Here is a 19832-nt window from a genome sequence, read left to right on the forward strand (position 1 = left end):
GGCCGACGCGAAAAGTCATGGTTCCGCATCGGACTAGACGCCCTCAGGGCATGGATCAACTTCTCACCCCAAAACGCTCTAACCGCATGGCTCAGCGCTTTCCCTAAGACCATCAAAACCCAATGAGTCGTGTACTGTGGAATCCGCTTCAGCGCGACGCGCTTTAAGCTAGCGCCGCATCGCTGATGCGAAACTGCACCGTGCGGTTGCCGTTCCAGTAATTGCCCGAGAGCGAACCGGCGATATGCACGGTCCTGCCCCTGTTTTTGAACAGGAATTCACCGAGCGCGGTGTCGACGGCACGGAACGCCATGGCCTGGATTTTGCCGCCGCTTTGCGACTGCAGGTCAACGCGGATGTGGTTGGTGCCGATCGCGCGCGCGTCGGCCAGCCGATGGCGCGGCAGCACGAACACCGGTGCGATGTGTCCGGCGCCGAACGGCCCGGCTTTCTCCAGCGCGTCGAGCAGCGCGATCGTGGCGCCCTCGGCGGCCAAGGCGCCATCGATCGCCAGGCTCTCCTCGTTCTGCAGCCGGAACACGTCGGCCGCGGCGCGCTCCTCGAAGAAGGCGCGCAGTTCGCCTAGCTTGGCGCGCTCGACGGTGATGCCCGCCGCCATTGCGTGCCCGCCGCCCTTGACGATCAGCCCGGCCTCGGCCGCCTCGCGGACCAGCCGGCCGAGATCGAAGCCGGTCACCGAACGGCCGGAGCCCGTGCCGATGCCGGTCGAATTGAACGCGATGGCAAAGGCAGGCCGGCGCGCATAATCCTTGAGCCGCGAAGCAATCAGCCCGACGATCCCCGGATGCCAGGTGTTGCTGGCGGTGACGATGACCGCCGGGCCGTTGCCGCCGGCAAGCTCCGCATCGGCCTCGGCGCGCGCCTGCGCCAGCATCTCCTGCTCCATCTGCTGCCGTTCCTGGTTCAGCCGGTCCAGCGTCTCGGCAATCCCTGTCGCCTCGACGGGATCGTCGGTCGCCAAAAGCCGGCTGCCGAGCGCGGCATCGCCGATGCGGCCGCCGGCATTGATGCGCGGGCCGATCAGGAAGGACAGATGGAAAGTGTTGATCGGCTCGCCGATGCGTGAAACCCGCGCCAGCGCCGCCAGCCCCTCATTCTTCTGCTGGCGCGCCACCTGCAGCCCCTTGACCACGAAGGCCCGGTTGACCCCGGTGAGCGGCACCACGTCGCAGACCGTCGCCAGCGCCACCAGGTCGAGCATTGAAAGCAGGTCGACCGGCGCGGCGTCCGGCAGCCTCGCGCGCAGCACCTTCGCCGTCTGGACAAGACACAGGAAGACGACGCCTGCGGCGCACAGATGCCCCTGCCCCGACAGGTCGTCCTCGCGATTGGGGTTGACCACGGCGTCCGCGGCCGGCAGCGGGCCGCCGACCTGGTGATGGTCGAGCACCACGACATCGGCGCCGGCCTCTCTGGCCGCGTCGATCGAGGTCGAGCTGTTGGTGCCGCAGTCGACGGTGACGATCAGCTTCGCGCCGCGCGAGATCAGCTCCCGCATCGCTTCCGGATTGGGTCCGTAGCCTTCGAAGATGCGGTCCGGGATGTAGATTTCCGACGGCACTGAAAAATGCGTGAGAAAGCGCTTGATGAGCGCCGACGATGCCGCGCCGTCGACGTCATAGTCGCCGAAGATCGCCACTTTCTCGCGGGCGACGATCGCACCGGCCAGCCTCGCCGCCGCTTTCTCCATATCGGTCAGCGATGCCGGGTTCGGCAGAAGCTCGCGAATGGTCGGATCGAGGAAACGCTCGGTCTGCTCCACGCTGACGCCGCGCCCGGCAAGCACCCGCGCCACGATGTCGGGCACGCCACGGCCTTGCGCGATCGCGAGCGCGGCCATGTCCTGCCGCTCGGTCAGCCGGTGTTCCCAGGAAACACCGGTCGCCGACTGCCTGACATCGAGGAAGAACCGTTTCTCGCCGGTCATGCGACGCGCCGTCTGCACATCATTGCTGCGCAGATATCAACATGCGACGTCCAGAGCAATTGCGGGGAAGCCAGCAACCCGGGGAAAGGTGTGGAACGTTTTCCCCGAATTGCGGCAAAAACGCTCGGGCTAAGCGAGATCAGAACTTATCCAGATCCTGGTGCCTGGCCTTGATCTCGCGCACCGTGCGCGAGGACGAGCGCAGCACGATGGTGTGGGTGGTGATGAAGGTGCGGCCGAACTTCACCCCGTCGAGCAAATTGCCGTCGGTGACGCCGGTCGCCGCGAACAGCACGTCGCCGCGCGCCATGTCCTGGGCGCGGTAGATCCGCTTCGGGTCGGAAATGCCCATCTTCTGCGCCCGCGCCACCTTCTGCGGCGTGTCGAGGATCAGCCGGCCCTGCATCTGTCCGCCGGTGCAGCGAAGTGCGGCCGCCGCCAACACGCCTTCCGGCGCGCCGCCGGTGCCGAGATAGATGTCGATGCCGGTCTCGTCCGGATCGGTGGTGTGGATGACGCCGGCGACATCGCCGTCGCCGATCAGCCGGATCGCAGCACCCGTGGCGCGCACGGCGTCGATCAGCTTGGCGTGACGCGGCCGGTCGAGGATGCAGGCGGTGACGTCGGAAACGGCCACGCCCTTGGCCTTGGCCAGATTGGCGAGGTTCTCGGCTGGCGAGGCGTCGATGTCGATCAGGCCTTCGGGATAGCCGGGACCGATGGCGATCTTGTCCATGTAGACGTCCGGCGCGAACAGCAGGCTGCCCTTCTCGGCAATCGCGATGACGGCCAGCGCGTTGGGTAGGTTCTTGGCGCAGATCGTCGTGCCTTCGAGCGGATCGAGCGCGATGTCGACGGCCGGACCTTTGCCGGTGCCGACCTCCTCGCCGATATAGAGCATCGGCGCCTCGTCGCGCTCGCCTTCGCCGATCACCACCGTGCCCTTGATGGCCAGCCGGTTGAGCTCCTGGCGCATGGCGTCGACCGCCACCTGGTCGGCGGCCTTCTCGTCACCGCGCCCGCGCAGCCTTGCCGCCGCGACCGCCGCCCGCTCGGTGACGCGCACGACTTCCATGGTAAGGATCCGGTCGAGGCCGGCGGCGATGTTCTGGGCTATATTCATGAACAGGCATTCCTCGTGAAACTCAGCCTCCCGCCAGAGGCGCGCTTCTTCTGGCAAAGCTCCATGACAACGGCAAGATTTGCCCCCTCAATTTTTGAAACGACAGCAAAATCAACCGATTGAAGATGGAATCGGACTTGGCTATTCCGCCCGCTCGATGCGGATCACCTGCGGCTTGTCGGTCAGATGACCGTCTTTGGTGATGCCTTCGACGGCCTTGCGCACCGCCGCTTCCGTCGTCTCGTGGGTAACGAGGATGACGGTCTTCTGCGCCTGCGTTTCCGGGCCGGCCGCCTGCTGGACGATCGATTCCAGCGAGATGTCGTTGTCGGCCATGCGTTTGGCGATGGCCGCGAAGACGCCGGTGCGGTCATGCACGGTCAGCCGGATGAAATAGCCGCCGGCATGGCTGCGCATCCGCGCCTTCTTGTAGGGCTTCAGTTCCTTCGCCGGCCAGCCGAAGACCGGGCCGTGCTGGAAGCCCGGCCGGCTCTTGGCGATGTCGGCAATGTCGCCGACGACCGCCGAAGCGGTAGCATTGCCGCCCGCGCCCGGACCCGAGAGCAAGAGCTCGCCCAGGATGTCGGTCTCGATCGCCACCGCGTTGGTGACGCCATGCACCTGCGCGATGACCGAAGCCGTCGGCACCATGGTCGGGTGCACGCGCTGTTCGATGCCGCTGTCGGTGCGCTGCGCGACGCCGAGCAGCTTGATGCGGTAGCCGAGATCGCCCGCCGCGCGGATGTCGGCCTGGGTGATGTTGGAGATGCCTTCCATATAGATGTCGCCGGCGGCGATCCTGGTGCCGAAGGCAAGGCTGGTCAGGATCGACAGCTTGTGCGCCGTGTCATGGCCTTCGATATCGAAGGTCGGATCGGCTTCGGCATAGCCGAGCCGCTGCGCGTCCTTCAGGCAAGCGTCGAAGGCGATGCCTTCGGCTTCCATGCGGGTCAGGATGTAGTTGCAGGTGCCGTTGAGGATGCCGAAGACACGGGTCACCGCGTTGCCCGCCATCGCCTCTCGCATCGTCTTGATGACCGGGATGCCGCCGGCCACCGCCGCCTCGTAGTTGAGCAGCACGCCCTTCTTCTCGGCGACCTCGGCAAGCGCCACGCCATGCTTGGCAAGCAGCGCCTTGTTGGCGGTCACGACATGGCGCCCGGCCTCGAGCCCCGCCTTCACAGACAGCCGCGCCGGCCCCTCGTCGCCGCCGATCAGTTCGACGAAGACGTCGATATCGGCCCGCTCGGCCATCTTGACCGGATCGTCGAACCATTTCGCGGCGCTCAGATCGATGCCGCGGTCGCGTTTCGGATCGCGGGCCGAAACGGCGGTCACGACGATGTCGCGGCCGCACTGCCGGGTAAGCTCGGCGGCCTTGTCGCGCAGCACGCGCGCCACCGAGGCGCCTACCGTGCCGAGACCGGCAATTCCAACGCGCAATGCTTCAGCCATGTCAGGCGACGCCCCTCAAACTTGCAAAAAATGTCAGGTGCAAAAAATGTCAGGCAACTCAACGATGAGCGGCTAAAGGCACCACATTGTTGGGCTGCTTGGCGGTGGTCGCGAGGAACTTCTTGATGTTGCGAGCGGCCTGGCGGATCCGGTGCTCGTTCTCGACCAGCGCCACGCGCACATAGTCGTCGCCATGCTCGCCGAAGCCGACACCCGGCGCCACCGCGACATCCGCATGCTCGATGAGCAGCTTGGAGAATTCGAGCGAGCCGAGATGGCGGAACGGCTCCGGGATCGGCGCCCAGGCGAACATCGAGGCCGCGGGCGCGGGAATGGTCCAGCCGGCGCGGCCGAAGGAATCAACCATCACGTCGCGCCGCTTGTGGTAGACCTCGCGCACCTCCTCGATGTCGGCACCGTCGCCGTTCAGCGCATGCGCCGCCGCAACCTGGATCGGTGTGAACGCGCCATAGTCGAGATAGGACTTCACCCGCGTCAGCGCCGAAATCAGCCGCTCGTTGCCGACCGCGAAACCCATGCGCCACCCAGGCATGGAAAAGGTCTTCGACATCGAGGTGAACTCGACGCAGACATCCATCGCGCCCGGCACCTGCAGCACCGACGGCGGCGGATTACCGTCGAAATAGATTTCCGAATAGGCGAGATCCGACAAGATGATGATGTCGTTCTTCTTCGCGAAGGCGACCACATCCTTGTAGAAGTCGAGCGAGGCGACAAGCGCCGTCGGGTTCGACGGATAGTTGAGGATCAGCGCCAGCGGCTTCGGGATCGAATGGCGGATGCCGCGCTCGACCGCCGGGATGAAGCCGTCATCGGGCTCGACCTGCAGCGAGCGGATCACCCCGCCCGACATGATGAAGCCGAAGGCATGGATCGGATAGGTCGGATTGGGGCACAAGATGACGTCGCCGGGCGCGGTGATCGCCTGTGCCATGTTGGCGAAGCCCTCTTTCGAGCCGAGCGTCGCCACCACTTGCGTGTCGGGGTTGAGCTTCACGCCGAAGCGGCGCTGATAATAACTCGCCTGGGCGCGGCGCAGGCCGGGAATGCCGCGCGACGACGAATAGCGATGCGTGCGCGGGTCGCGCACCACTTCGCACAATTTGTCGACGATGGCTTTCGGCGTCGGCAGATCCGGATTGCCCATGCCAAGGTCGATGATGTCGGCGCCGCGCGAACGGGCGCTGGCCTTCAGCCGATTGACCTGCTCGAACACGTAGGGCGGAAGCCGGCGTACCTTGTGAAATTCTTCCATTTCAGTTCCAGACGATCAAAAGGGGCGCTTTCGGCGCGCGATATAAACCTAATTGCAACTAGGGTCGAGAGCAGGGTCGCATTTGCCCTCGATCTGCTTCAGCGTGTCGTCGCCATGCGTCTTGGCCAAGGTGCTGAGTGCCGCCGCATTCGCCGGTGCCTTGACGCCGCTGCCCTTGGCGATCTGCGCCTGCTCCTTGGCCTTGAGCTGGGCGAGGTTCGCGGCGGTCTCTTCCTTGGTGAGTTGCTTGGCGGCGACCGGCGGCGGGACATTGAGGTTCGGGTAGGAGCCAGTATCCTTCGGGCCTTCGGTCAAGGCCGTCGGCGCATTGTTCGTGCTAGTGCTCGTGCAGCCGCCGGCAGGCAGCAGCACGCCGACCAGCCCCGCCACGGCCGCCATGCGGCAAATCGAACCCGCGTCGAGAAAAAAAGTCCGGCCAACATTAATCGTCATATTGTTTTCCTGGCAGCCGGGTTACAGCAAATTGGACCCGGTCAGATGTCCCATGGTAATATGTCAAGAAAACGCTCCGGGAGGAACCCCGCGAACCATGTCCAAACCTGACGATTCGGACAAAGCGGAAAATGGCGGACCTTCGGCCATCGAGCAATATCTGGTGAAGGATCCCGAGCGCTTCGCCCTGAACATGGCGCGCATGATCGAGCAGGCCGGCAAGGCGGCTTCCGCCTGGGCCGAACCGCGCGAGAAGGGTGAAGTGCGCGACCATGTCGCCGAACCGGTCGTCGACATGGTCAAGACCTTCTCCAAGCTCTCGGAATACTGGCTGGGCGATCCGCAACGCGCGCTCGAAGCGCAGACGCGACTCTTCGCCGGCTATATGACCGTCTGGGCGAACGCCATCCAGAAAGTCAACCCCAACGCCGAGGCGCCGCGGGACGCGGTTCAGCCCGAACGCGGCGACAAGCGCTTCCAGGACCCGGAATGGGGCCGCAACGCCTTCTTCGATTTCCTCAAGCAGGCCTATCTCGTCACCTCGTACTGGGCGAACGAGCTTGTCGAGCATGCCGAGGGCCTGGACGAGCACACCCGCCACAAGGCGAGCTTCTACGTCAAGCAGGTGTCGAACGCGATCGCGCCGTCGAACTTCATCTTGACCAATCCGGAGCTGTTCCGCGAGACCGTCGCCTCAAACGGCGAGAACCTCGTGCGCGGCATGAAGATGCTGGCCGAGGACATCGCCGCCGGCCGGGGCGACCTGAGGCTGCGCCAGGCGGATTACACGCCCTTTGAAATCGGCAAGAACATCGCCACGACGCCCGGCAAGGTCATCGGCCGCAGCGACGTCGCCGAGATCATCCAATACGACCCGGTGACGGAGACCGTGCTGAAACGGCCGCTGCTGATCTGCCCGCCATGGATCAACAAATTCTATATCCTCGACCTCAACCCGCAGAAATCCTTCATCCGCTGGGCGATCGAGCAGGGTCACACCGTCTTCGTCATCTCCTGGATCAATCCCGACGAACGCCACGGCGCCAAGGGCTGGGAGGCCTATATCCGCGAAGGCCTGCAATTCGGTCTCGACATGGTGGAGAAGGCGACCGGCGAAAAAGAGGTCAACGCCATCGGCTACTGCGTCGGCGGCACGCTGCTTGGCGCCGCGCTTGCCCTGTTGGCGCAGGAGGGTGACCACCGCATCAAATCGGCCACCTTCTTCACCACGCAGGTCGACTTTACCCATGCCGGCGACCTCAAGGTGTTCGTCGACGAGGACCAGGTCGCAGCCGTCGAGCGCTCGATGAGCGAAAAGGGCTATCTGGAAGGCACCAAGATGGCGACCGCCTTCAACATGCTGCGCTCGGGCGACCTGATCTGGCCCTACGTCGTCAACAACTACATGCGCGGCAAGGAGCCCCTGCCCTTCGACCTGCTTTACTGGAATTCCGATTCCACGCGCATGGCGGCGGCCAACCACTCGTTTTATCTGCGCAATTGCTATCTCGAGAACAATCTCTCGCGCGGCGTGATGGAGCTTGCCGGGCGCATGGTCTCGCTGGCCGACATCACGATTCCGGTCTACAACCTGGCCACGAAGGAAGACCACATCGCGCCGGCGCTTTCGGTGTTTCTGGGATCGCAGTTTTTCGGCGGCGACGTCGAGTATGTGATGGCGGGTTCCGGCCACATCGCCGGCGTCGTCAACCCGCCCGCCGCCAGGAAATATCAGTACTGGACCGGCGGCAAGCCGGTGGGTGACTTCAACGCGTGGCTCGCCGCGGCGCATGAGCATCCCGGGTCCTGGTGGACGCACTGGCAACACTGGATCGAGAACCAGGACGACATCCGCGTACCCGCCCGAAAACCGGGCAAGCGTATGAAAACCTTGGGGGATGCGCCGGGCACCTATGTCAAGGTGCGCGTGTAACAGACTGTAATGTCTGGTGAGTTGACGCCCCGCGCAAACAGGGCGAAATGGTGGCGTCAATCGTTCGGCGGCCTCAAATCGGCGTTCGACGCAGAATAATTCCGAGGCTTGCAGATTCGACACACGTCCCGTTCCGGTTGGGAACAGGAGGGTTATCGCGGCGCCGTTCTGGAGTGGCGCGGCGATAACGAACCGACCGGATACCGAGGGGGAATTTATTTTGAAATCAGCAGGTTGGCGTCTTGCACGAGGGGAAAGCCGCAGCATTGCGGCGGCGCTTTTCTCCGTGCTTCTGACCTCCTGCACATCGACCGGCGACCCGACGATGTCGGTCGTTTCGCCCGCCTACAATTCGACCGCGACCGAAATGAGCGCGTCATCCAGCGCCAAGACCGCGGCTTCGGCCGATTCGTCGTTGCCGGCATCGGCGCCCGCCGAGGCGGCGTCGACCGTGATGAGCGAGGGCGATACGCCCCTGCCCGAGAAGGTCGCCTATGTGCCGGAGACGCGGCCGGACGGCACCTTCCCCATCGCCATCCCTGCCGGCGCCCAGGCCATTGCCGGAAGCACGCCGCAACCGCTGGTTCAGCAGGCGCAAACGGCGGACCAGACGCACGCCGTCGCCCAGCAGGTCGCCGCCGGCGATGCCGCCGCCGTCGCGTCGAAGGCGCAGGCGACCACGCAAGCCATGAGCAACGGCGTCTATGTGACCGCCGGCGAGCCGGCGCAGCCGCAGATCGCCGCGCCGAAGAAGAGCCTGTTCGCCTCGCTGTTCAGCACCACGCCGGCTGCGGCCGCGCCCACCCCCCTGATCAACAACGCGCGCTCCGGCGACCAGCCGGCGGCGCAGGCCAAGACCACGCCGCCACCGGCCAAGCCGATCGTGACGCTGGCCTCGGCGACCCCGGCCGAGAAGCCGGTGCAACTGGCCTCGCTCGACGACCCGGCCAATCACATCACCGGCGCCGACGCTCTCCCCGGCGTGCGCCAGACGGCGCTGTTCGAGATCAAGCGCAAGTCCGGCATCGACGACGAGAGCGACGTCGACCTCAATGAGGACGAGGGCGGCGGGTCCTACCAGGTGGCGTCGGCCGCCGGCATGGCGAGACTCGCGCCAAATGGTCTTTTGAAGCAGAACGAAAGCGTCGATGTCGCTTGCCTCAAGCCTTCGCTGGTGCGGGTGCTGAAGACGATCGAAGGCCATTTCGGCCGCAAGATGATCGTCACCTCCGGCTATCGCGATCCCTCGCGCAACCGCCGCGCCAACGGCGCCAAGAACTCGCTGCACATGTACTGCGCCGCCGCCGACATCCAGGTGCCGGGCGTCTCGAAGTGGGAGCTGGCGAACTACGTCCGCACGATGCCGGGCCGCGGCGGCGTCGGCACCTACTGCCACACCGAATCCGTCCATGTCGACGTCGGCCCCGAGCGCGACTGGAACTGGCGCTGCCGCCGCCGCAGCGGCGGTGGCGAGGACGGCTGAGCCTGCCCGCCGTTCGTGCACGTCCGGCGCTTTTTTCGTCTAAAGCCACGCGTTCACGGCGCCGTGAAAAAAGTTGTCGCATGTGGCTGCGGATGGGTTGCCGGTTGGCAACAACGCAATTATAAGCCGCTTCGTCTGAGCGCGCCCATCGTCTAGCGGTTAGGACACCGCCCTTTCACGGCGGTAACAGGGGTTCGATTCCCCTTGGGCGTACCAGTCTTTCAAAGACATGTGAGGACCGTCGAGCGGCGATCAGGGGCCTAACACTTGAGGATTATCTGAGGCAGAAGCTACCGACCGATCCGCTCAACAGCCAAATCGGCAGTTTCATTTCTGTGCGATCGCTTCGATGAGCCTTTGGATAGCCTCACCGGAGGCGTCGCGGCTGGAAACTTCACCCCGGATCAGACCTTCATGCAATTGATGAAGCAGCGAGAAACCCTCCTGGGTTACATCCGTGGTTGGGTTGGCAAGGGCCTAGCCACATGGCAGCCGGGCCGTCGTTTCACTTTGCGGAATTCATCAGGACTTCTTGTTGCCGTCGGGATTTGGTGCCGGTGCCTCTCGTACGTCTCGCGGTGGCTTATCGACATGTTCAGGCTCTGGCGATCCTTCCTGATCGGGAACAGGGCCCTTTTTCTGGTCGGACTTCGGCTGCGGTTCTTTGACCTTGGTAGGCATATCGACGTAACTGGTTAACCCGCACTCTCGTTCCGCTTGCGGAGTGAAATTGCACGTACAGATGGCCGAGAGATGCCCATTGTACACCCTCTCGACGGAACAGGCCTTAGACGTCTTGTTCGCTTCGGATTAGCAACCGAGGAGCCGTCATGGAGCGCGGCCAGGTCTGGTTCATTGCGGCGGTCGGCGCGACAATGGGCTCTCGGGGGCAGAAACCCGCCGTTAACGCCATTCACGGCTGACAGGGTGTAGGCTCCCAACCGAAGGTGTAGCTTCTCCTCGCTCCCAACCGTGGAGGCAAGAATGAACTTGCTTCGGATAGCGCTGCCGTGCGCGGCGATGATTGGCCTGGCAGGCGCTTCGCCTGTTCGCGCCGACGATCAACCTGTCCAGCCGAATAGCCAGCCAGCGACGGAACCATCGCCGGCAATTCATTGCGAGGGGCAAAATTGCCTGCCTCCGGCCGAGGATCCGGTCCTCGACTGCAAGGGCCCGGATTGCACGCCGGCTCCGGCGACTGACCAGACGCCTGCCCCGGAGATCCAAAAGGTCAAGTAAATGGCATCAGCCGGCGTCTGGGATTACGTGCAAGCCGGGAAAGCGGCGCTGGCTGCCGATCAATCCGGAACCATGGGCGCCGGCTCTTCGCACCGATAAACCATGCACCGACCGTCGCTCGCCGGGACATAGTCGACCATCGGCACGTAGGGAGCATCGCACTCGTTGCCGAACTGGCGGACATAGCGATCATAGGTGTTCGCTCCGGTGCTCAGCACCGCCGCATGCTGGCTCTGGATCAGCGCCTGGGTCTGCGCGCAGGTCATCTTGCGCGTGTCGGGCCGGGCGTCGGCGAAATGCGTAGCCGCAACGATCATCGCTGCCGCGCAAAACGCAATCTTGCGTATGGGCATGGTGGCATCCTCGCAAAACATCGTATCGCCAAATTCGCATCCGGCGACGCCGTTCCGCAACGGTCGCGCTATCACGATGCGGCGAGCAAAGCATCGCGTCGGACAGCGCAGGGACGAACGGGGCTGCCGAAACGCTAGACCGCCGCGAAAACCACCGTCTGCAGCAACCCTCCCCCCTGCCTGTTCTCCAGCGTGATCGTGCCGCCGTAGCGCTCGATGATCTCCTTCGCGATCGCGAGCCCCAGCCCAGCGCCCGGAATGAATTGCGTGCGCGCCGGATCGACCCGGAAGAACGGCTCGAAGGCCTTGTTCAACAGGTCCGGCGGAATGCCGGGGCCGCGGTCGGCGATGATGAGAACCGCTTGGCCGCCCCGCCCCGCAAGCGCGACGGAGCAGCTCTTGCCGTGCGTGGCGGCGTTGACGATCAGGTTGCGCAGCGCGCGGCGCAAGCCAAGCGCGCCGGCTTTGACCGATACGTGATCAAGGTGGTCGATCGTCACCGCGTGGCCAAGCGAGACCATCTCGACCTCGATATCGCGGACCAGCCTGTCCAGTTCCACCGGCTCGACCGTGTCCTGGTTCACCTCCTCGCGCACCAGGCGGATGGCGCTGTCGGCGATGCGATCGAGCTCGTCGAGATCGCTCAGCCATTTTTCGCGGTCTTCGTCGAGGAACTCGGCCCTGAGCCGCATCCTGGTCATCGGCGTGCGCAGGTCATGACCCGCGGCCGCGACAAGGCGCATGCGGCTTTCCATCGCGGTCTTGAGCCTCTCCGACAGCTCGTTGAGCGCACGCGCCGTCGCCCTGACTTCGGCGGGTCCTTTCTCCGGCACAGCCGCCAGCACTCCGTCCGATCCGATCTTGCTGACGGCGGCTTCCAGCATCTCCAACGGCCGCACCAGCACACCGGTAAAGTAGATCGACACCGGCGTTGCGCCGAGCACGATCAGCGCCATCCAGCCCGCCAGCCCGTACCAGACATCGCGCGGCGGACCGAAATCGGGAACGTCGACGATCATCCAGCGATTGCCAGGCAGAGCGACCGAGGCGACCATGCCCGGCCTGCCGACGTTACGGGTGACGACAGCCGAAACATCGACGCCGTCATGCTGCAGGATATCGTTCAGCACGCGCGTGTGCTTGCGGTCCTCGATACCGGCGGCCGGACTGCCGCTGACGGTGATCGGCGCGTCGCGCGCGGTCTGCGCGTGGCCGGGAGCCAGTTGCACCATATACTGGATCTGGTGGGCCAGCGGCCCCATGATCAGTTCGGGCGACGGACCGCCGAGCACCTTGACGGCAACGAATGTCGCGAGGCCCACGACACCGAGGATCGAAACGACGAGAAGGATGATCAACCGTCGGCGCAGCGAGGTCATGTGCCCGCCTCCGTCGTCGGGGCGCGGTACTCCATCGTCTCGACGCGCGCGGTCAGCTGATAGCCGCCATTGCGCACCGTCTTGAACAGCGCCGCCTCGCCCGCTTCGGCAAATTTCTTGCGCAGCCGGCTCACCAGCACGTCGACGGAGCGCTCTAGCGGATCGCGCTCGCGGCCCTGCGTCAGGTCGAGCAGCTGGTCGCGCGACAAAAGCCGGCCGGGACGGTCGAGGAAAACCTGCAGCAGGTCGAACTCGGCGCCGGTAAGATCGATCAAGGCGCCATCGGCATCCATTACCTTGCGCGTGTCCGGCTCCAGCCGGTAGCCGGCGAACTGGTAGACGCGCACCTTGGGCGGAGTGGCCTCCTCGGGCGCCGAGCGCCTGAGCACGGCGCGGATGCGGGCCGACAGCTCGCGCGGGTTGAACGGCTTGCCGAGATAGTCGTCGGCGCCAAACTCCAGCCCGATGATGCGGTCGACATCCTCTTTCAGCGCCGTCAGCAGGATGACCGGGATGTGCGGCTTGCGGTCACGCAGGCTCCTGCAGATGTCGAGACCCGAGCCATCGGGCAGCATGACGTCGAGCACGACAAGATCGAACTGGCCGGCGCCCAGCTTCTGCTCGCACTCGCGCCTGTCCGCCGCCACCGAGACGCGAAAGCCCTGGCCGTCCAGATAGCGCCCGAGCAGCGTGCGGATCTCGCGGTCGTCGTCGACGACGAGGATGTGGGGTTGTGCCTGCATACCCGGCCCGTTTCACCTTGCCCGTTTATCACTGCTTGTCCCTGATTATAGGAAGTGCCGCGCGCCAACGGCACGAAAAATTGCAACCGAACGTTTCCCGCAAGGCGCCGGAAACGTTCGGAAACAAATCTCCTTTTTGCGGAAACCTTCGGCAACACGCCGACGCGAAGCGGCAAAAGTCGCTTCCTATCCTCCATGCATCCGAAGCATGCAGGAAAGGATAACGTCATGCGAAGCAGACTTTTGGCGCTCGGCCTGTTCTCGGTCGCGGCGATCCACCCGGTGCTGGCCGCCCAGCCCGAGCCCGGCGCACCGGGCGACCAGCCGCCGGCCTTCGATCGGCAGGACGATGCGGGCCCAGATCCGATGCGCTGGCACGGACAGCGCTGGGCGATGCGGCATGGACCGGAGGATTTCGGCCCTCGTCGCATGGGACCGCCGCCCGAAATGCTCGCGGCGCACCTTTCGTTGCTGGAGACCCGCATCGGCATCCGCTCCGAACAGCTTGACGCCTGGCGCGATTACACCAGCGCGCTGCAGGCGGTGCTGGCGCCGCCGGCACGACCGGACTTCGGCCTGGGCGGCACCGGCGGTCCGGGTCCCGACAGACCTGCGCCAGGTGCTGCCCGCGATCCCTTCGCGTTCCAGGAAAAGCTGGCCGACGATGTCACGACGCGCGCCGCCTCGGCGGCCAAGCTGAAGGACGCGATCGCTGCGCTCCGCTCCAAGCTAACACCCGAACAGCTCGAAATCCTCGCTTCGGCGGATCGGCCGCATGGCCCGCCCCCCGGCCCGTGGGGTGATCCGCCGGATGCAGCCGGCCCCGGAGGTCTGCCCGATCAAGGCGGACAGCTCCCTCCACCCCTACCCCGGAATGGCGAGCAACTCTGACCGGCTGCGCCGGCCGGCCCACTGACCCACCCGTTCAAGGGCCGGCCGGTACTTTCTGCGAGTTGGCGGACGCGTCCGCGCGACCGCCAACTCGCATGGAGCGCATTATGATGTGGGAAGCCCTGATGATGCTGCGGCTGCTTGCCTCCCTGGGCTCGCCCTTGACGACCCGCCCTGGCGCCAGCGCCAGGCAGCGGATCCTGTCGAAGCAGGCATTGCAGGGGGCGATCCGGCTGAGCTTCGCCGCCTACCGCCTGTCGCTTCCGATCTCGCCTTCGAACACCGAAAATCATGACCAGAAAATTGCGTAAAAGCCATCTTCTCCTCGTCGCCATACTGGTCGCGGCCGCTGTCGCCGCGATGCTGAAGGCCTATGGCCGCGGCGCGCCGGAGCCGGACGTCGGGAAAGCCGCGCCTGCTCAGGCTGCCACGCTCACCGTTTCGGCGGAGCGGGTCCATCCCGAGGCGGTCACATCGTCGATCAGCGCCACCGGCACCGTCGCCGGCACCGGCTTCCTCAATGACGGCAATCTCGTGCGTGTCGCCGCCGGCCAAGCGACGGCTGCCGATGCCGCAAGCGCGGCGGAGCAGACGCGATGAATGCCATCTCCTCCTGGTCGATGGTGGCGCTGCCGCTGTCGGTCGGCGGCGCGCTTGGCTTCCTGCTCGTCACGGGCAAGGCACTTGGCATCTCGCCGTTGATCGGCATACTGATGCTGATGGGCATCGCGGCCAAGAACTCGATCCTGCTCGTCGAATATGCCCTGGTCGCCGAGAAGGAGCATGGCATGAGCCGCTTCGAGGCACTGCTCGACGCCGCCCGCAAGCGAGCCCGGCCAATCGTCATGACATCGATCGCCATGGGCGCCGGCATGTTGCCGGTCGCGCTTGGCATCGGCGCCGACGCCGAGACCCGGGCGCCGATGGCGATCGCCGTGATCGGCGGTCTCATCTCCTCGACCGTGCTCAGCCTCGTCTACGTGCCGGTGGTCTACACTTTCATGGACGACATCCAGGGCTTCCTCGCCCGCCATCTCGGCAAGCTGTTGGTCGAAGCGCCCGGCGCGACCGGCCAAGCGGGAACCGCAACTCCAGCGAAAGATCCAGCCAATGCATATCAAGCCTGATCGCTCTCTGTTGCTGGCGAGGCCTCGCCGCCTGTCTCCCTGGGCGGGAATTCTGTGCGCCGCGCTTCTCCTGGCGGCCTGCTCGCAGGAAAAGAGCCAGGTGCCGGCCGGCATGGGTGGCGTCGGCAGGCCCGAGGTCGGCGTCGTCACGCTGCATCCGCAATCGGTTGCGATCACCGCCGAATTGCCGGGCCGCACGGCTGCCTCTCTCATTGCCGAGGTGCGCCCGCAGGTCGACGGCATCATCCAGCAGCGCCTGTTCCAGGAAGGCGCCGAGGTGGTGGCGGGACAGCCGCTCTACCTTATTGACCCGGCGAGCTATCAGGCGGCCTATGACAGCGCCGTCGCCACCCAGCAGAAGGCGGAAGCCGCGGTGCCCACCGCGCAGGCCAAATTCGATCGTTATTCCGGGCTGCTGAAGCAGAACGTGGTCTCGAAGCAGGATTACGACGATGCCGCCGCGACCCTGGCGCAGGCCCAGGCCGATGTCGCGTCGGCCAAGGCCAGCGTCGAGACCGCGAAGATCAGCCTCAACCGCACCTCGATCACCGCGCCGATCGCCGGCCGGATCGACAAATCGTCATTGACGCCGGGCGCGCTGGTCACGGCCAACCAGGAGACGGTGCTGACCACCATTCGCTCGCTCGACCCGATCAATGTCGACGTCACGCAATCGAGCACCAACCTGCTCAATCTGCGCCAGGCGATCAACGAAGGCCGGCTGAAGTTCAGCGGGGCCAATGTCAGCGTCAAGCTGAAGCTCGACAACGGCACCATCTACGCCCAGGACGGCAAGATGGAATTCGCCGGCGCCAATGTCGACCAGTCCACCGGCACCTTCGCGCTCAGAGCCCAGTTTCCCAATCCCGACCGCCTGCTCTTACCCGGCATGTATGTGCGCGCCATCGTCGAGGAAGGCGTAGCCCAAAACAGCTTCCTGGTGCCGCAGCGCGGCGTCACCCGTGATCCCAAGGGCCAGGCGACGGCCATGGTGGTCAATGCCCAGGGCAAGGTCGAGCAGCGTACGCTGAGCGTGCGCAACAGCGTCGGCAACAACTGGTTGGTGGATTCCGGCGTCGGCGACGGCGACCGCGTCATCGTCGAGGGCCTGCAGCTGGTGCGCGCCGGCGGCGACGCGACGGCGGTCGAAGTGACCATCGACGAAACGACCGGCGAGATCAAGGACCGCGAGCAGAACTCCGCCTCAGCCGCACCGGCGGGCGGCAATGCCGCCGGTGCCGCGAAGCAGCCGGCCTCCGGCGCAACCGGGAACTAAAGCGATGTCGGGTTTCTTCATCAACCGGCCGATCTTCGCCTGGGTGATCGCCATCGTGATCATGCTGGGCGGCCTGCTGGCGCTGCAATCGCTGCCGATCTCGCAATATCCGCAGATCGCGCCGACCACCGTCAACATCAGCGCCACCTATCCCGGCGCCGATGCCCAGACCGTCGAGAACTCGGTGACCAAGGTCATCGAGCAGGGCATGACCGGCATCGATAATCTCGATTACATGACGGCGACGTCGACCTCGACCGGTCAGGCCTCGATCACGCTGACCTTCACCAGCGCCGCCAACGCGGATACGGCCCAGGTTCAGACGCAGAACAAGCTGCAGCTGGTGCAGTCGCAGCTGCCCCAGGTCGTCCAGAGCAACGGCATCACCGTCTCCAAATCCTCGACCGGCTTCCTGATGGTCATCGGCTTCGTCTCCAGCGACGGCAAGATGAACTCGACCGACCTTGCCGATTATGTCGACAGCACCGTCAACGACACCCTGAAGCGCGTCGAAGGCGTCGGCTCGACGCAGCTCTTCGGCTCCGGCTATGCCATGCGCATCTGGCTCGACCCCGACAAATTGGCGCAATATGCGCTGATGCCGAGCGATGTCGCCACCGCCATCGAGGCGCAGAACACGCAGGTTTCGGCGGGCCAGCTCGGCGGCTTGCCGGCGCGCAGGGGCCAGCAGCTCAACGCCACGGTGACGGCCAAGAGCCGGCTGCAAACCGCCGAACAGTTCCGCAACATCATCCTCAAGAGCAATACCGACGGCTCGCTGGTTCGGCTGAACGACGTCGCCAAGGTCGAGATCGGCGCCGAAAGCTACACCACGCAGGCCCATTACAACGGCAAGCCTGCCGCCGGCGTCGCCATCAACCTGGCGACCGGCGCCAACGCCATCAGCACCGCGGAGGCGGTACGCGCGACGATCAATCGCCTGAGCTCGACCTTCCCGCAAGGCGTCGAGGTCGTCTACCCGTACGACACCTCGCCCTTCGTGCGCTTGTCGATCGAGGAAGTGGTGAAGACGCTCGCCGAAGCGATCGTGCTGGTTTTCCTGGTGATGCTGCTTTTCCTGCAGAACCTGCGCGCCACCATCATCCCGACGATCGCGGTGCCGGTGGTGCTGCTCGGCACATTCGGCGTGCTCTCCTTCTTCGGCTATTCGATCAACACGCTCACCATGTTCGCCATGGTTCTGGCCATCGGCCTGCTCGTCGACGACGCCATCGTCGTGGTCGAGAATGTCGAGCGCGTGATGCAGGAGGAAGGCCTGCCGCCGAAAGAGGCGACGCGCAAATCGATGCACGAGATCACCGGCGCGCTGATCGGCATCGCCACCGTGCTGTCGGCCGTGTTCGTGCCGATGGCCTTCTTCGGCGGTTCCACCGGCATCATCTACCGGCAATTCTCCGTCACCATCGTCTCTGCGATGGTGCTCTCGGTGCTCGTCGCGCTGGTGCTGACGCCGGCGCTATGCGCCACGATCCTGCGGCCGGCCAAGAACCACGCGACGCAGAAAGGTCCGTTCGGCTGGTTCAACCGCGTCTTCGATCGCGGCACGATCGCCTATCGCGACGGCTCGCACGGCATCATCAACCGGTCGCGGCGCTTCCTTGCCGTGTTCCTGGCCATCGTCATCGCCATGGGCTGGATGTTCGCCCGGCTGCCGAGCTCGTTCCTGCCGGATGAGGATCAGGGCATCCTGATCACCAGCGCATCGCTGCCGGTCGGCGCGACGCAGGACCGCACCGAACGCGTGTTGGCCGAGGTGACCGACCATTATCTGAACGAGGAGAAGGACGCGGTCGAAGGCGTGTTCACCGCTTCCGGCTTCGGCTTCGGCGGCGCCGGACAGAATGTCGGCATCGCCTTCGTGCGGCTGAAGGACTTCGACCAGCGCAAGACGCCGGCTCTCGCCGCATCGGCGGTCGCCGGCCGCGCCATGGGCGCTTTCTCCAAGATCAGGGACGCGCAGGTTTTCGCGCTCGCCCCGCCCGCCATCCAGGGTTTCGGCAACACCAACGGCTTCGATTTCTACCTGCAGGACGTCAATGGCGCCGGCCATGAAGCGCTGATCCAGACACGCAACCAGCTGCTGGGCCTGGCCGCGAAGAGCACGCTGCTCGCCAACACCCGCCCCAACGGCCAGGAGGATCAGCCGCAATTCTCGGTCGATATCGACCAGGAAAAAGCGAGCGCGCTGGGCATCAGCCTTGCCGACATCAACAACACGCTGTCGACTGCCTGGGGCAGCGACTACGTCAACGACTTCATCGATCGCGGCCGGGTGAAGCCGGTCTATCTGCAATCGGACCCGGACTTCCGCATGCAGCCGGAAGACCTCGACAAATGGCAGGTCCGCAACTCCGGCGGCGCCATGGTGCCGTTCTCGGCCTTCGCTTCCAGCCACTGGACCTACGGATCGCCCCGGCTCGAACGCTACAACGGCTCGGCGGCGGTGGAGATCCAGGGCGCGGCGGCGGCGGGCCAAAGCTCCGGCGCGGCGATGGACGAGATCGACAGGCTGGTCGCGCAACTGCCGGCCGGATATTCGCATGAATGGACCGGGCTATCGCACCAGGAGAGGCTTTCCGGCAACCAGGCGATGTCGCTCTACGCGATTTCGGCGCTGGTCGTCTTCCTCTGCCTTGCCGCGCTTTACGAGAGCTGGTCGATCCCGTTCGCCGTCATGCTGTCGGTGCCGATCGGTATCTTCGGCGCGCTGGCGGCGGCAAGCCTGTTCGGGCAGACCAACGACGTCTATTTCAAGGTCGGGCTGCTGACCACGATCGGTCTTGCCGCCAAGAACGCCATCCTCATCGTCGAGTTCGCCATTGAGCGGCAGTCGGCCGGAATGGGATTGGTCGAGGCGACGCTCGAGGCGGCGCGACAACGCCTGCGGCCGATCCTGATGACGTCGCTGGCCTTCATCCTCGGCGTCACGCCGCTTGCGATCGCCAGCGGCGCCGGCTCCGGCGCGCAGAACTCGGTCGGCATCGGCGTCATGGGCGGCATGATCGCGGCGACCGCGATCGGCGTCTTCCTCGTGCCGCTGTTGTTCGTCACGGTGCGCCGCATCTTCAGGGGCAAGGCGGCCAAGCAGGATATGGGCGGGACACAAGCCACAGCCACTCCGGAATAAAGGTT

At 65.1% G+C, this 19832-nt stretch carries 15 protein-coding genes, 1 tRNA gene and 1 pseudogene; 9 read left to right on the plus strand and 8 right to left on the minus strand.

Annotated elements, in window-relative coordinates; translation table 11 throughout:
• Nucleotides 1–163 precede the first annotated feature (163 nt).
• The 5 genes from recJ to FJ417_RS14105 all read right to left on the minus strand — a co-directional run bounded on the left by recJ (nt 164) and on the right by FJ417_RS14105 (nt 6255).
• Nucleotides 164–1948, minus strand: coding sequence for a single-stranded-DNA-specific exonuclease RecJ (gene recJ / locus FJ417_RS14085; protein WP_140783875.1), 1785 nt, complete (start codon nt 1946–1948; stop codon nt 164–166).
• Between the two features lie 139 nt (nt 1949–2087).
• Nucleotides 2088–3071, minus strand: a complete 984-nt coding sequence (gene glpX, locus FJ417_RS14090; protein ID WP_140783876.1) for a class II fructose-bisphosphatase — start codon at nt 3069–3071, stop codon at nt 2088–2090.
• 141 nt (nt 3072–3212) lie between these two features.
• Nucleotides 3213–4526, minus strand: coding sequence for a homoserine dehydrogenase (locus FJ417_RS14095; RefSeq protein WP_140648139.1), 1314 nt, complete (start codon nt 4524–4526; stop codon nt 3213–3215).
• A 58-nt stretch (nt 4527–4584) separates the two neighbouring features.
• Nucleotides 4585–5802, minus strand: a complete 1218-nt coding sequence (locus FJ417_RS14100; protein ID WP_140783877.1) for an LL-diaminopimelate aminotransferase — start codon at nt 5800–5802, stop codon at nt 4585–4587.
• A 48-nt stretch (nt 5803–5850) separates the two neighbouring features.
• Nucleotides 5851–6255, minus strand: coding sequence for a hypothetical protein (locus FJ417_RS14105; RefSeq protein WP_181166895.1), 405 nt, complete (start codon nt 6253–6255; stop codon nt 5851–5853).
• 97 nt (nt 6256–6352) lie between these two features.
• On the opposite strand from FJ417_RS14105, the gene phaC reads away from it, so the two are divergent.
• From phaC to FJ417_RS14120, 3 genes are all read left to right on the plus strand, one after another.
• A complete protein-coding gene (phaC, locus tag FJ417_RS14110) occupies nt 6353–8188 on the plus strand; it encodes a class I poly(R)-hydroxyalkanoic acid synthase (RefSeq protein ID WP_140783878.1) in 1836 nt (611 codons plus the stop codon).
• 325 nt (nt 8189–8513) lie between these two features.
• Complete coding sequence (locus tag FJ417_RS14115; RefSeq protein WP_181183217.1) at nt 8514–9671, plus strand: YcbK family protein; 1158 nt, start codon at nt 8514–8516, stop codon at nt 9669–9671.
• A 141-nt stretch (nt 9672–9812) separates the two neighbouring features.
• A tRNA-Glu gene (locus FJ417_RS14120) sits at nt 9813–9887 on the plus strand.
• Between the two features lie 1082 nt (nt 9888–10969).
• On the opposite strand, the gene FJ417_RS14125 is transcribed toward FJ417_RS14120, so the two are convergent.
• From FJ417_RS14125 to FJ417_RS14135, 3 genes are all read right to left on the minus strand, one after another.
• On the minus strand, nt 10970–11263 hold the full coding sequence (locus FJ417_RS14125; protein ID WP_140783880.1) for a hypothetical protein: 294 nt from the start codon (nt 11261–11263) through the stop codon (nt 10970–10972).
• A gap of 134 nt (nt 11264–11397) precedes the next feature.
• A complete protein-coding gene (locus FJ417_RS14130; protein ID WP_140783881.1) occupies nt 11398–12642 on the minus strand; it encodes an ATP-binding protein in 1245 nt (414 codons plus the stop codon).
• Nucleotides 12639–13385 carry a response regulator gene (locus tag FJ417_RS14135; protein WP_140783882.1) on the minus strand — a complete coding sequence of 249 codons (747 nt, stop codon included), beginning with the start codon at nt 13383–13385 and terminating at the stop codon, nt 12639–12641. Before FJ417_RS14135 ends, FJ417_RS14130 begins: the two co-directional genes overlap by 4 nt.
• 228 nt (nt 13386–13613) lie before the next feature.
• On the opposite strand from FJ417_RS14135, the gene FJ417_RS14140 reads away from it, so the two are divergent.
• From FJ417_RS14140 to FJ417_RS14165, 6 genes and pseudogenes are all read left to right on the plus strand, one after another.
• Nucleotides 13614–14276 (plus strand): hypothetical protein, encoded by a 663-nt coding sequence (locus FJ417_RS14140; protein ID WP_140783883.1) that lies wholly within the window; start codon nt 13614–13616, stop codon nt 14274–14276.
• Between the two features lie 125 nt (nt 14277–14401).
• The gene (locus tag FJ417_RS14145; protein ID WP_246687457.1) at nt 14402–14587 is read left to right on the plus strand and encodes a hypothetical protein; all 186 of its coding nucleotides are present in this window, start codon (nt 14402–14404) and stop codon (nt 14585–14587) included.
• Nucleotides 14568–14876: a hypothetical protein gene (locus tag FJ417_RS14150; RefSeq protein WP_140783884.1), complete on the plus strand. Its 309-nt coding sequence runs from the start codon at nt 14568–14570 to the stop codon at nt 14874–14876. Before FJ417_RS14145 ends, FJ417_RS14150 begins: the two co-directional genes overlap by 20 nt.
• 20 nt (nt 14877–14896) lie before the next feature.
• Nucleotides 14897–15403 (plus strand): annotated as a pseudogene (locus tag FJ417_RS14155) (efflux RND transporter permease subunit); the annotation flags it as partial.
• Nucleotides 15387–16679: an efflux RND transporter periplasmic adaptor subunit gene (locus FJ417_RS14160; protein WP_140783885.1), complete on the plus strand. Its 1293-nt coding sequence runs from the start codon at nt 15387–15389 to the stop codon at nt 16677–16679. The pseudogene FJ417_RS14155 and the gene FJ417_RS14160, both read left to right, overlap by 17 nt.
• 4 nt (nt 16680–16683) lie before the next feature.
• On the plus strand, nt 16684–19827 hold the full coding sequence (locus FJ417_RS14165; protein ID WP_140783886.1) for an efflux RND transporter permease subunit: 3144 nt from the start codon (nt 16684–16686) through the stop codon (nt 19825–19827).
• Nucleotides 19828–19832: the final 5 nt, after the last annotated feature.

The sequence above is a fragment of the Mesorhizobium sp. B3-1-7 genome, assembly GCF_006439385.1.
GTDB lineage: Bacteria > Pseudomonadota > Alphaproteobacteria > Rhizobiales > Rhizobiaceae > Mesorhizobium.

What these genes read in the sequence shown, in the direction of transcription:
- recJ (WP_140783875.1), bottom strand. Translation starts at nt 1,948, where the DNA reads ATGACCGGCGAGAAACGGTTCTTCCTCGATGTCAGGCAGTCGGCGACC.
- glpX (WP_140783876.1), bottom strand. Translation starts at nt 3,071, where the DNA reads ATGAATATAGCCCAGAACATCGCCGCCGGCCTCGACCGGATCCTTACC.
- FJ417_RS14095 (WP_140648139.1), bottom strand. Translation starts at nt 4,526, where the DNA reads ATGGCTGAAGCATTGCGCGTTGGAATTGCCGGTCTCGGCACGGTAGGC.
- FJ417_RS14100 (WP_140783877.1), bottom strand. Translation starts at nt 5,802, where the DNA reads ATGGAAGAATTTCACAAGGTACGCCGGCTTCCGCCCTACGTGTTCGAG.
- FJ417_RS14105 (WP_181166895.1), bottom strand. Translation starts at nt 6,255, where the DNA reads ATGACGATTAATGTTGGCCGGACTTTTTTTCTCGACGCGGGTTCGATT.
- phaC (WP_140783878.1), top strand. Translation starts at nt 6,353, where the DNA reads ATGTCCAAACCTGACGATTCGGACAAAGCGGAAAATGGCGGACCTTCG.
- FJ417_RS14115 (WP_181183217.1), top strand. Translation starts at nt 8,514, where the DNA reads ATGTCGGTCGTTTCGCCCGCCTACAATTCGACCGCGACCGAAATGAGC.
- FJ417_RS14125 (WP_140783880.1), bottom strand. Translation starts at nt 11,263, where the DNA reads ATGCCCATACGCAAGATTGCGTTTTGCGCGGCAGCGATGATCGTTGCG.
- FJ417_RS14130 (WP_140783881.1), bottom strand. Translation starts at nt 12,642, where the DNA reads ATGACCTCGCTGCGCCGACGGTTGATCATCCTTCTCGTCGTTTCGATC.
- FJ417_RS14135 (WP_140783882.1), bottom strand. Translation starts at nt 13,385, where the DNA reads ATGCAGGCACAACCCCACATCCTCGTCGTCGACGACGACCGCGAGATC.
- FJ417_RS14140 (WP_140783883.1), top strand. Translation starts at nt 13,614, where the DNA reads ATGCGAAGCAGACTTTTGGCGCTCGGCCTGTTCTCGGTCGCGGCGATC.
- FJ417_RS14145 (WP_246687457.1), top strand. Translation starts at nt 14,402, where the DNA reads ATGATGCTGCGGCTGCTTGCCTCCCTGGGCTCGCCCTTGACGACCCGC.
- FJ417_RS14150 (WP_140783884.1), top strand. Translation starts at nt 14,568, where the DNA reads ATGACCAGAAAATTGCGTAAAAGCCATCTTCTCCTCGTCGCCATACTG.
- FJ417_RS14160 (WP_140783885.1), top strand. Translation starts at nt 15,387, where the DNA reads ATGCATATCAAGCCTGATCGCTCTCTGTTGCTGGCGAGGCCTCGCCGC.
- FJ417_RS14165 (WP_140783886.1), top strand. Translation starts at nt 16,684, where the DNA reads ATGTCGGGTTTCTTCATCAACCGGCCGATCTTCGCCTGGGTGATCGCC.